The organism is Thalassotalea insulae, from assembly GCF_030161395.1.
GTDB classification, from domain to species: Bacteria; Pseudomonadota; Gammaproteobacteria; order Enterobacterales; family Alteromonadaceae; genus Thalassotalea_E; species Thalassotalea_E insulae.
Genome location: NZ_BSST01000001.1, coordinates 435,479 through 447,608 on the forward strand (window position 1 = coordinate 435,479; position 12,130 = coordinate 447,608).

At 41.6% G+C, this 12,130-nt stretch carries 13 protein-coding genes and 1 other annotated feature; of the genes, 10 read left to right on the plus strand and 3 right to left on the minus strand.

The window, feature by feature from the left end:
- Window position 1: 1 nt before the first annotated feature.
- The 3 genes from yoaA to QQK06_RS02050 all read right to left on the minus strand — a co-directional run bounded on the left by yoaA (window position 2) and on the right by QQK06_RS02050 (window position 3,347).
- Entirely contained in the window at window positions 2-1,942 is a 1,941-nt protein-coding gene (gene yoaA / locus QQK06_RS02040; RefSeq protein ID WP_284242906.1) for a DNA repair helicase YoaA, read from the minus strand.
- An 83-nt stretch (window positions 1,943-2,025) separates the two neighbouring features.
- Complete coding sequence (locus tag QQK06_RS02045) at window positions 2,026-2,934, minus strand: SEL1-like repeat protein (protein WP_284242907.1); 909 nt, start codon at window positions 2,932-2,934, stop codon at window positions 2,026-2,028.
- An 86-nt stretch (window positions 2,935-3,020) separates the two neighbouring features.
- Window positions 3,021-3,347: a hypothetical protein gene (locus QQK06_RS02050; protein WP_284242908.1), complete on the minus strand. Its 327-nt coding sequence runs from the start codon at window positions 3,345-3,347 to the stop codon at window positions 3,021-3,023.
- A 282-nt stretch (window positions 3,348-3,629) separates the two neighbouring features.
- Window positions 3,630-3,759, plus strand: a sequence feature (His leader region).
- 86 nt (window positions 3,760-3,845) lie between these two features.
- Between QQK06_RS02050 and hisG the strand changes: the two genes are divergently transcribed.
- The 10 genes from hisG to QQK06_RS02100 all read left to right on the plus strand — a co-directional run bounded on the left by hisG (window position 3,846) and on the right by QQK06_RS02100 (window position 12,115).
- Entirely contained in the window at window positions 3,846-4,745 is a 900-nt protein-coding gene (gene hisG, locus QQK06_RS02055) for an ATP phosphoribosyltransferase (RefSeq protein ID WP_284242909.1), read from the plus strand.
- A 10-nt stretch (window positions 4,746-4,755) separates the two neighbouring features.
- Complete coding sequence (gene hisD / locus QQK06_RS02060) at window positions 4,756-6,081, plus strand: histidinol dehydrogenase (RefSeq protein ID WP_284242910.1); 1,326 nt, start codon at window positions 4,756-4,758, stop codon at window positions 6,079-6,081.
- A complete protein-coding gene (gene hisC / locus QQK06_RS02065) occupies window positions 6,072-7,199 on the plus strand; it encodes a histidinol-phosphate transaminase (RefSeq protein ID WP_284242911.1) in 1,128 nt (375 codons plus the stop codon). Before hisD ends, hisC begins: the two co-directional genes overlap by 10 nt.
- A 1-nt stretch (window position 7,200) precedes the next feature.
- The gene (hisB, locus tag QQK06_RS02070) at window positions 7,201-8,283 is read left to right on the plus strand and encodes a bifunctional histidinol-phosphatase/imidazoleglycerol-phosphate dehydratase HisB (protein WP_284242912.1); all 1,083 of its coding nucleotides are present in this window, start codon (window positions 7,201-7,203) and stop codon (window positions 8,281-8,283) included.
- On the plus strand, window positions 8,280-8,933 hold the full coding sequence (hisH, locus tag QQK06_RS02075; RefSeq protein WP_284242913.1) for an imidazole glycerol phosphate synthase subunit HisH: 654 nt from the start codon (window positions 8,280-8,282) through the stop codon (window positions 8,931-8,933). The genes hisB and hisH overlap by 4 nt, the downstream gene beginning before the upstream one ends.
- Complete coding sequence (gene hisA, locus QQK06_RS02080; protein ID WP_284242914.1) at window positions 8,930-9,667, plus strand: 1-(5-phosphoribosyl)-5-[(5-phosphoribosylamino)methylideneamino]imidazole-4-carboxamide isomerase; 738 nt, start codon at window positions 8,930-8,932, stop codon at window positions 9,665-9,667. The genes hisH and hisA overlap by 4 nt, the downstream gene beginning before the upstream one ends.
- Window positions 9,649-10,425, plus strand: coding sequence for an imidazole glycerol phosphate synthase subunit HisF (gene hisF / locus QQK06_RS02085; RefSeq protein WP_284242915.1), 777 nt, complete (start codon window positions 9,649-9,651; stop codon window positions 10,423-10,425). Before hisA ends, hisF begins: the two co-directional genes overlap by 19 nt.
- On the plus strand, window positions 10,419-11,042 hold the full coding sequence (gene hisIE, locus QQK06_RS02090; RefSeq protein ID WP_284242917.1) for a bifunctional phosphoribosyl-AMP cyclohydrolase/phosphoribosyl-ATP diphosphatase HisIE: 624 nt from the start codon (window positions 10,419-10,421) through the stop codon (window positions 11,040-11,042). Before hisF ends, hisIE begins: the two co-directional genes overlap by 7 nt.
- 232 nt (window positions 11,043-11,274) lie before the next feature.
- On the plus strand, window positions 11,275-11,568 hold the full coding sequence (locus QQK06_RS02095; protein WP_284242918.1) for a DUF6559 family protein: 294 nt from the start codon (window positions 11,275-11,277) through the stop codon (window positions 11,566-11,568).
- 79 nt (window positions 11,569-11,647) lie between these two features.
- Window positions 11,648-12,115 (plus strand): GNAT family N-acetyltransferase, encoded by a 468-nt coding sequence (locus tag QQK06_RS02100; RefSeq protein WP_284242919.1) that lies wholly within the window; start codon window positions 11,648-11,650, stop codon window positions 12,113-12,115.
- Window positions 12,116-12,130 lie beyond the last annotated feature (15 nt).

The window sequence follows — 12,130 nt, forward strand, 5'->3', positions numbered from 1 at the left end:
TCTATATATGCTGCTCTTGTTCACTATGCGCATGAAGTGACGTTAAAAACGTACTCGCGTTATTGATATCTCGACTACGACGCATATCCGGCAGACTTTTTAAAAACATTTGCCCATAAGGGCGATTCACTAGTCTATCATCGCATATTACCATGACTCCCTGATCGGTAACATCGCGAATTAATCTACCAACACCTTGTTTAAGCGCAATAATGGCCTGCGGAAGCTGAATTTCACTAAATGGATCTCCGCCCTGGCGGCGAACATCTTCACTACGGGCCTGTAACATAGGATCGTCAGGAGAGGCAAATGGCAGCTTATCTATGATGACACAGGTTAATTTATCTCCCCGAACATCAACCCCTTCCCAAAAGCTTGCTGTCGCCAATAAGACTGCATCACTGCGCGTAATAAAATCTTCCAGCAACTTCCCCTTACTCATTTGTCCTTGCACTAATAATGGGTTACTAATTTGTTCAGCTAAAATATCTGCAACCTGATTTAACATCCGATAACTGGTAAACAGCATAAAACAGGCGCCATGACTGGCTTCAATTAATGGCTGAGCTAGATCCGCCAATGCTTGCGCCCGCCCTTTTTGATTGGCATCGGGTAAATATCGAGGCACCACCAATTGCGACTGATTAAGGTAATCAAACGGGCTATCGACTAGTAGCGTTTGTGCATCAGTTAAGCCTAACTGCTCCGTAAAGTGAGTAAAACCTTCATTAACAGCAATCGTTGCAGAGGTAAACACCCAGCCAGCATTCGATTGCTGAATAAATTCACTGAACTTATCGGCAACGCTTAATGGTGTTAAATGTAATACGACATGTCGACGGGTCGTTTCATACCAAAAACTCATGCCATTTTGTTCAACATTCGCCATAATGTCGTACTTAGCTAAAATTGCCAGCGCTCGCTCAAAGCAGTTATCAATGGCATCATTACGCGATAAACATAACTTGATCACCTGATATAAAAAATCTAAGTCTGTTTTTATATTACCAAATGCTCTAGCAATCGCGGGATGCCGTAATTTTTCTCGCCAGTTGCCCCGTTCAGGGTCATAGTTAAATAATAAACGGAATTCCTGTGCCGTTTTTTGCAATTTTTCAGCCGCTTTACCAAGCTGTTTAACATCGGTTAAGCTGGTATGAAACAGTTGTAACACATCTGAACATAGATCAAGAATTTGCCGTGAAGAAAACGCTTCACCAAAATACTCACTGGCGATATCTGGTATTTGATGCGCTTCATCAAAAACGACTATGTCAGCCTTGGGGATCAATTCACCAAAACCAGTATCTTTTAATGCCATATCGGCAAAAAACAAATGATGATTAACCACAACCACATCCGCATCTATCGCTTTTTTACGTGCTTTGACTAGATAACAGTCTTCAATATGTGGACAATCTTTCGCGAGACAGTTATCCAAGGTACTGGTGACATAAGGAAAAATAGCAGAGTCTTCCGCGACATTGACTAACTCACCTATATCCCCACTATGAGTTGATGTTGACCAGCTGCTGACATTAACAAAATCGGCCAGCATAGCGGCATCTAATTGGCCGCGCTCCTGACGATATAATTCCAGTCGATATAAACATAAATAATTAGCACGCCCCTTTAATAAAGCAATTTGGGCATTGGTTGCCATCGCTTTGCGTAATAGAGGAATATCCTTATGAAACAACTGTTCCTGTAAGTTTTTGGTACCCGTTGAAACGATCACTTTCTTTTCAGAGAGCAGCGCAGGGATTAAATAAGCAAAAGTTTTCCCAGTACCTGTCCCCGCTTCTACCACTAAAGATGACTGCTGTTTGATCGCCAATTCAACTTCAAGCGCCATATCCAGTTGTGCTTGTCTTGGTGAATAGCCTGTTAGGACTTTAGCTAGAATACCATGTTGAGAAAAGGCGTGTTCGACCGGCGACATAGGGCTTATTATTAAACGAAGATGGCGCTATTATATAAGCCCGTCGGCAGAAAGAAAGTGATAATTACGGTGTTACCACCTAATCACTGCACACTGGCTGGCATCAATTTTACCGGCATTTCCCTGACCTTAAGGTTGACGCCATTTTCAATCAGCATCTGATAAAAATCCCCTAAGTTACAGTTTTCTACTTGTTGGCATATGATGCCGTACTTCAATATTGCTGGCTTATGACTTTGTAAAGCCGCCCGTTCCAACCAATACAAAGACGATTCTAAATCATGGCCATATTCGTCGGTTAAATAAAGCTCTGCTAAACTGACTTGCCCTAGCGAATAACCCAATGTGGCAGATTTTTCAAAATAATAAAAGGCATCTTCAATACTAGTTTCACTAAGGCTATTAGCCAGATGCGCTCGTCCAGTATAATATTCACGGCGTCCTTGGATAAACTGCATACTTGGCTGGCTTTGATTCACAGGCCCAACATAGTTACCAAAAAGTTTATTCAGTTTAGGACGTTTCACCAGGTAAATAGCTTCCTTAGCTCGCCACTGCTGCAGTTCTTGAACAGTAAGATTAATACGTTCTGGTTGAAAATAATCTTGGTAACGTAATTGTCCAAACCTGACGCTATCTTCTGCCGAATGTTTGTTAGCAAACAATAAATCGCCATAACGCAAAGTTACGATATCACCGGTAATATCAAAGATTTTAGCAACACGATATTTTTCATTTGGCCGCAAATTATCGGAAATCAAACGAAAATCAAGAAAGTAGATATCATTGACCTTTGGCGATGTTAACAGCTGCTCAGTGGCATTTTGTTCTGCATTATATTGCTGATATCTAGCTGTAAGGTACAGCAAAATAAAAACAACAACGACAGCCTTTATGAGGTTAGCAACTAAATTTAATGACAACCAAGATTTAATACTTGATTGATTTGACTGTAAGTATTCTACCCTCAATAACTTTTGAATCAGCATCATGCCTCCTTTGCTTCTTCTTGTTATATCAGTAGCTTAATTGTTAATCAACATTTAATACTAAAAACTTCGTAATGAATAAATTTTACTTAAATAAAAATATCTAGGTGTTCTATTTCATCATCGTCATTATCTTTTGCTGGCTGAGGGTGCAAAATATCTTGTTTATGCAAAATGACGTCTTCACTCGCCTTAACGCCTTCTTCTGTTTGTTGAGGCTTAGTTTGTTGCTGTTTTCCCTTATTTTGCTGATGAGTTTTCTCATCAATAAAATACAACTGGTGATCTTCAAGATGATTAATATCATCCGTCAACTCGTTAGTTGCCGACTCTTTACGTAACGCCTTAACCCTAAGCTTATCTGGCCTGATCGGGTTTGCTCTTATCTTGGCTAACGCTGTAGTAAAAATATCCATCTAATCACCTGAGACCTTATCAAATTACTTCCTGATGATAACCTTGTATCGGCAAGTGCCAACATTTTATAAGCCGATAACAAAATGTTTATCTATTAGACGATATTGTCATAAAACAATCACATTTAATACTTGCTACACTAGCAAATTATCAGTAATGTAAATAGTAATTAAGAAATAACCGACGGAATTACCAATTGCTTCGTCAAGTTATTTTTACATACTTAGCACTGCTAATTGATATATAGAGCAAATTATGACAATAAACCTGACTGTTATCCATCATCATCACCATCATACGGATTAGCCACTCAGGTTTGTTCGCTGAGGGGCTATGGACCTTTCAGCGGCGTTTATAAAAGTAGTTTCTAAAACCCCCGAAAGAGTCCACCTCTTTCGGGGGTTTTTCGCTTTTTAGGGCGAGAGAATTGTATATACAGGAATTTTGAGTAAACACTTTTTTAAACAACAAGATTTAACTTTTAATAGGAAAAAAAGATGACGACTGAAACACGCCTACGCATCGCAATGCAAAAATCAGGTCGCTTAAGTGACGATACCCAAGCATTACTTAAACGTTGTGGCTTAAAGCTCAATGTTTCGGATCGACGCTTACTCGCTCATGTCGCCAATATGCCAATCGACATAATGCGAGTGCGCAGTTCCGATATTCCAGGCTTAGTTATGGATGGCGTCTGTGATCTCGGTATTGTTGGTGATAACACCTTAGAAGAAACTGCGTTAGAGCGTGAGTTAATGGGGCAAAAATCACAATACTTTAAAACCACACAGCTGAATTTTGGTGGCTGTCGCTTGTCGATAGCTATGCCAGAAGAGTTTAACTACCAAGGCATAGACAGTTTGAATGGCTTACGTTTTGCCACTACATATCCACAATTATTGAATCGCTTTGCCAAAGAAAATGGCATTAATATCGAATTTTGTTTGCTTAAAGGTTCGGTAGAAGTCGCACCTCGTGTTGGTTTAGCCGATGGAATCTGTGATCTGGTTTCTACCGGTGCCACACTTGAAGCCAATGGTTTAGTGGAAGTTGAAGAAATTTTCCGTTCAAAAGCCTCACTGATCCAAACAGCAACACCACTTAATAGTGAAAAACAAAGTATCTTAGATACGTTATTGCCGCGTATTCAGGGAGTAATGAAAGCGAAAGAAAGCAAATACATTATGCTACACGCGCCAAAAGATAAGATCTCAGAAGTGTGCGCCCTAATGCCAGGTTCGGAAACCCCCACTATTTTACCTCTTGCAGGTCGTGATGATTTAGTGGCAGTACACGTAGTAGCTACTGAAACTTTTTTCTGGGAAACCATGGAAAAACTTAATGCACTAGGTTGTAACTCTATCTTAGTGATGCCAATAGAAAAAATGATGGGTTAATAGTAGAGCTATGAAGATCAGAACAATTAACTGGGCAGCATTATCGCCACAGGAACAAATAAACGCCTTAGCACGACCAGCGATTGCCGAAAGTGAACTGCTGGCGACCCAAGTAGGTAATATTCTTAATACCGTCAGACAAAAAGGCGATAGTGCGCTGTTTGATTTAACTGAGCGCTTTGATGGCTGTGATCTGAAAAGCCTGAGAGTCACTAATGAACAAATCGCCGTAGCTAAAGCGTCATTAAGTCAAGCAAGACTTGATGCAATCAATGCTGCCTATCAGCAAATTAAGCGTTTCCATCAAGCACAAAAACCTGAAGATATCACAGTCGAAACTTCACCTGGTGTAGTTTGTACCTTAAAAACTGAAGCAATAGAAAGTGTCGGTTTATACATCCCTGCCGGTAGTGCACCTTTGCCTTCAACGGTCTTAATGCTTGGCGTTCCAGCACAGCTTGCAGAGTGTCAGCGGGTGGTGTTAGTCAGCCCTCCCGATAAAAGCGGTAACTTAGCTCCTGAAGTATTAGCTGCAGCAGATTTATGTGGCATTAACGAAATTTATGCCATTGGCGGCGCTCAGGCTTGTGCAGCACTTGCTTTTGGTACTGAAACGATAGCGGCAGTTAATAAAATATTTGGCCCGGGTAATAAGTATGTGACCGAAGCGAAGAAACAGTTGGCGCAGCAAGTACCTGGCTTTGCTATCGATATGCCAGCCGGCCCTTCAGAGGTATTAGTGATCGCTGATGCTAATGCCAACGCTAGCTTTGTTGCTGCTGATTTACTCTCTCAGGCAGAGCACGGTCCGGACAGTCAAGTGATCTTGTTATCTGACAGTAAATCGTTAATCGACGCAGTTTATAATGAGTTGGCAACACAAATCACAACGCTGTCACGCCAAGTAATAGCCGAGCAAGCATTAATCCAGAGCCGCTTGATCTTAACAGAAGATTTATCACAAGCCGTTACTATTTCTAATAGTTACGGTCCTGAACATTTAATTGTTCAAACAGAAAATGCCCAAAGCTTACTGCAAAATCTACGCAACGCCGGCTCTATTTTTGTCGGTGCCTATACGCCGGAATCGGCCGGAGATTACGCCAGTGGCACCAACCACGTATTGCCGACTTATGGTTACTCTAAAGTGATTTCCAGTCTATCGTTAGCTGACTTCTCACGTCGCTATACCGTACAACACATTACCAAACAAGGCCTAGCGAATATTGCTCCTTGTATTATTGAACTGACCGATGCCGAAGGACTTGATGGGCATAAACGGGCGGTTACGATTCGCCTGTCTGATGAGCAAGGGGAGAATTCTCGATGTCAGTAGCCAAGCAACTTGCACGAAAAGAATTAATTGATATGGTGCCCTATCAATCGGCACGCAGATTATACTCTGGTGGTAATGAGGTTAAGCAAAAAATCTGGCTCAATGCTAATGAAGCGTCTGGCCAAGGTATTTATCAACTTAATAGTGATTGCATTAATCGCTACCCAGACTTTCAACCGGAAAATTTAATCTCCGCCTATAGTGAATATAGCAAGCTGGCACGAGAAAATATTCTTGCCACCCGCGGCGCCGACGAAGGTATCGAATTATTAATTCGTACTTTTTGTACCGCCTATCAAGATAATATTCTGATCTGTCCGCCAACTTACGGCATGTATAGCATCAGTGCAGAAAATCACGGTGCCGGTATTATCAAGGTGCCGTTAACTGAAGATTGCCAGCTCGATTTAGACGCAATGGCACAACAAGTAGGCAAAGCGAAACTGGTATTTTTATGTTCCCCAGGTAATCCAACAGGCAACTTGCTATCTGCTTCATCGATAAAGGCGACGCTGGATATGTTCAGTGATAGTGCAGTGGTAGTCGTAGATGAAGCCTATATTGAATTCAGCCCAGAACAATCAGTCGCCAGCTGGCTTGCACAGTATCCACAATTAGTCGTTTTACGTACTTTATCTAAAGCATTTGCACTCGCAGGGTTGCGTTGTGGATTTACTCTAGCAAACGCTGACATTATTACGATGTTAAGTAAAGTGATCGCTCCCTACCCTATTGCTTTACCGGTAGCGGAAATAGCTAGTAGCAACTTGGCTGCATCTGGCGTACAGCAAATGAACACCCGGGTTCAGCAAAGCAATTTTTTACGCCAGCAATTAGCAGATTGGCTGGAAAATCAAGACTGGTGCACTAAGGTATTTGCCAGTGACGCCAATTTTATCTTGTTTCAAACATCATCTACTGATGAAAAACACTTTATTTTTAATTCATTAGTGGCACAAGACATTTTAATTCGCGACCAATCGGCGCAGTTAAACCTGACCAACTGCCTACGGATCAGCATTGGCAGTGATGATGAATTATTAAAGCTTAAACAAACAATTACCATGGCATTTGCTAATCGCAAAAACACGCAAAATATTTTACAGAATGAGAACTAATATGGCACTGAGTCAATCCCAACAAAATATATTATTCATTGATCGCGACGGCACCTTGATTGAGGAACCTATCAGCGATAAACAAGTAGATAGTTTGGAGAAATTAGCGTTTGAGCCTGACGTGATCCCTGTGTTGTTGAAGTTACAAAAAAAGGGCTACCGCCTGGTCATGGTTTCTAATCAGGACGGACTTGGCACCAGTAGCTACCCACAAGCTGACTTTGATCTGCCGCACAATAAAATGATGGCATTATTTAACTCGCAAGGAGTGATCTTTGATGAGGTATTATTATGCCCGCACTTTGAACAAGATAACTGCAGTTGTCGCAAACCTAAGTTAGGCTTGGTCAGTGACTATTTGCAACAAGGTAAGATTAACTTTGCCAACTCCTATGTCATCGGTGACCGTGATACCGATATTCAGCTGGCTGCCAATATGGGTATTCCCGGCATAAAATACCACAGAGTAACAAATAACTGGCAAGCAATCGCCGAGCAATTACTCACTCAGCCCCGCACGGCTAAGGTCATTCGCACAACAAAAGAAACCGATATCAGTGTGGCGATTAACCTCGATAAAGTCGGTGAGGTTAATATTCACACCGGTTTAGGATTTTTCGATCACATGCTCGAACAAATTGCTACCCACGGCGGGTTCTCCATGCAAGTAACTGTCGATGGTGATTATCACATTGATGAGCACCACAGTGTTGAAGATACGGCTTTAGCACTTGGACAAGCGCTAAAGCAAGCACTTGGCGATAAGCGTGGTATTGGCCGTTTTGGTTTTGTGCTGCCAATGGACGAATGTCGGGCAGAATGTTCGCTCGATCTATCAGGACGCCCATGGTTAGCGTTTGATGCAACATTCACCGACAATCAGGTTGGCCAGATGTCAACACAAATGGTGTCACACTTTTTTCGCTCATTAGCTGATGCCATGGCGATCACTTTGCACCTGTCTACCACAGAAGGAAACTGTCACCACCAGGTAGAAAGCTTGTTTAAAGTTTTTGGCCGTGCACTACGACAAGCTATTGCTGTCAGTGGTGATGTTTTGCCAAGCTCTAAAGGTGCATTATGACAGGGATAAAGCAGCAAAAAATCGTTATCGTCGATACCGGATGTGCCAATTTATCTTCAGTAAAATTTGCCATCGAACGTTTAGGCTTTCAGGCACTTATTACAGATGATAACGATCAAATTCGAGATGCAGATAAGGTGATTTTACCTGGTGTTGGCAGTGCCAAACACGCAATGCTAAATATCACATCGAAACAGCTGACTAACACCTTACAGCAATTAACTCAACCAGTGTTAGGCTTTTGCCTTGGTATGCAACTGATGACGCGTTGTTCTTTAGAAGGGTTACGAGTCACGGATCGCGACAATACAGCGATTCAATGCCTGAATTTGATCCCAACTGAGGTCAAGCCGTTAAACGCTCAAGGCTTACGATTACCTCATATGGGCTGGAATACCTTAGCCATAAAGCAGCCACATCCGATATTGCATGGCATAAAAGACGGTGACTATGTTTATTTTGTTCATAGTTATGGGGCGCCGATAAGCGAATATACCATTGCCAGTTGCCAATATGGCGCTGAATTTTCGGCCGCGATTGCCAAAGATAACTTTATCGGCTGCCAGTTTCACCCGGAAAGATCCGGCGATATCGGTAGCCAAATTATTAAGAATTTTCTGACATTATCAGCTAAGGAATTACAATTATGATGATCCCAGCAATCGATTTAATTGGCGGTCAAGTGGTACGCCTATTTCAGGGTGATTATCAGCAAAAAACCAATTATCAATACTCTCCATTAGAGCGTCAGCAAGCTTATGCAGCTTCCGGTGCAAAAGTGATGCATTTTGTTGATCTCGATGGCGCAAAAGACAGTAATCAACGTCAACTGAAAACATTAAAAAGTCTGGTTAATCATGCTGAAATGATCATTCAGGTCGGTGGTGGCGTACGCTGTGAAGAAGATGTTAAACAGCTATTAGAGCTAGGAGCAGATCGCGTTGTCATTGGCAGTTTAGCGATTAAACAACCAGAGTTAGTACGCCAGTGGTTAATGACTTATGGCAGTGAAAAAATAGTGCTCGCTCTCGATATTAAAATTGATGCCAATGGCAATAAAACACTGCCAACCCATGGCTGGCTTAAAGACAGTGGTGTTAATCTGGAGCAGTTACTGAGCAAATATCAAGATGCAGGTGTTAAGCACGTTTTATGTACCGATATTAGCAAAGACGGTACTTTATCCGGCACTAACGTCGAGTTATATCGTGAACTTTGTCAGAAATATCCAAAAATTCACTGGCAAGCTTCTGGCGGTATTGGCAGCTTAGCGGATATCAAAGCGTTAATTCCAACCGGGGTAAAAGGTGTCATTTTGGGTCGCTCATTACTCGAAGGTAAATTCACACTAGAGGAGGCGATCGCATGCTGGCCAAACGCATAATTCCTTGTCTGGATGTCAGGGACGGTAAAGTAGTCAAAGGGGTACAGTTTCGTAATCACGAAATTATTGGCGATATCGTGCCACTAGCACAACAATACGCTGAAGCCGGGGCGGATGAGTTGGTTTTTTACGATATCACTGCCAGTTCAGATGATAGAGTGGTAGACAAAAGCTGGGTCAGTCGTATTGCCCAGGTAATCGATATTCCGTTTTGTGTCGCCGGGGGGATTAAAAGTGAAACGGACGCGAAAGAAATTTTAATGATGGGGGCAGATAAAGTCAGTATTAACTCCCCCGCGTTACGTGATCCGACGTTAATTTCTCGTCTGGCAGATGTTTTTGGTCAACAGTGCGTTGTAGTTGGTATCGACAGCTTTTTTGATCAATCCACCGGAGAATATCAAGTATATCAGTTCACTGGTGATGAAAGCCGCAGCCAGCAAACTACCTGGTCGACCTTTGACTGGATAGAGCAAGTACAACAACGTGGCGCGGGTGAAATTGTACTTAATTGTATGAATCAGGACGGCGTCAGACAGGGCTATGATTTAGTGCAACTTAAAAAAGCGCGTCAAATATGCCAAGTCCCATTAATTGCCTCTGGTGGTGCAGGCGAAATGCAGCACTTTAGCGATGTATTTAAGCAAGCAGACGTAGATGGTGCGCTTGCTGCCAGTGTTTTTCACAAAGGCATTATTGCCATCAGTGAATTAAAACAAACGTTAAAACAACACAATATTGAGATCCGATTATGTTAGTCACCGAAGAAAATATAGAGCAATTAGCGTGGCAGAAAATGAATGGTTTATTGCCCGCAATTATTCAGCACCACAAAACCGGCGCAGTATTAATGCAAGCTTATATGAATAGCGAGTCACTAAGACAAACGTTAACTTCAGGTAAAGCAACCTTCTTTAGTCGCTCGAAACAGGCGCTTTGGCTCAAAGGTGAAACCTCAGGCAATTTTTTAATCGTTAAACAAGTCATTGCTGATTGCGATAGCGACTGTTTACTAATTGCTTGCCAGCCACTTGGGCCAAGCTGTCATTTAGGCACTGAGTCTTGCTTTCCTGAGCAAAAGTTAACCAAACAAAATTTTCTCAGTCAATTAGAGCAAGTAATAACTGAACGTAAAAATGATGCCCCAGAAAATAGTTATACTGCACAACTATTTGGCCGAGGCACGACCAAAATAGCGCAGAAAGTAGGAGAAGAAGGCGTCGAGGTCGCATTAGCAGCCGTTGCGGAAACCAAAGATGACTTATTGGGGGAATGTGCAGATTTGTTTTATCACACCTTAGTGCTATTACAAGATCAAAACATCGAACTCAGCGAAGTGATGACTGTATTGCAGCAACGCCATAATAAAACATAGCCCCCCTTAACTTTTACTTTAACCAATAATTTCTCGCACCTTGGTTCAACTGTTAGGTGCGAGAAAAATTCAATATTTTACAAATAAATAACTAATACCAATCTTCTTAAACTACGTATTTTTGCTCGCTAACGGCCGCAGTATTGTCAACAATCGTTGATTCTCAATTAACAAAACGGTAATATATGCGCCCTATTATATGGACTTGTTTTTAACAGCTAAGGAATAGCTTATGTTTACCTATTGGTCACTAAAAAAATACGGCAACAAATTATTACCTCAGTTGATCAAACATTATGGTCAACAGGCATATTATTCACCCTCACAAATTAGAACGATTGTTTACCGGAAAGATTTTAATCCTAAGTTTTTACCACTCGGTTATATATTGTTTGCAGCGCCTGAAGCCTTGCAAGGAATTATGGCAAAAGAATTCCCGCAAATTAATATTGCTGACTATAAACGCGAAATTTTATCCTATTTAGAAGGTAAAAGTTACAGCGGTTATTTACAGGTATTGCAATAGGTTAACGCTGACTAATTCCACTATACAAGTATTATAATACATGGTTAAATAAGCAATTATTGCTTATTTAACTTTTTTTATGGCACAAGATATTAGCTGGCAAATTAAAACCTTTACTGAACTCACTACAGATGAACTTTACGATTTGTTAAAACTGCGTGTTGACGTTTTTGTCGTTGAGCAAGCATGTTATTACCCTGAGCTAGACGGTTTAGATCGCCACCCGGAAACCTTGCACCTTTATTGTTACCAACAAAATGAAATGACCAGCTACTTACGCATATTAGCGAAAGGAGTTGCCTATCCTACACACCCGGCTATTGGTCGTGTTGTCGTAGCAGAATCAGCGCGCGGGACAGGCCTAGGCCATCAATTGATAGAAAAGGCGCTTGATCTATGTAAGCAACGTTTCGCTCAGCAAGCAATTAAAATCTCCGCCCAGCAGCATTTAGAAAAATTTTACCTACAGCATGGTTTTGAGACGTGCTCTGCAATGTATTTAGAAGATGGCATTCCTCATATTTCTATGGTGCAAGCCATAGCTTAATGAATGGTTTATCAC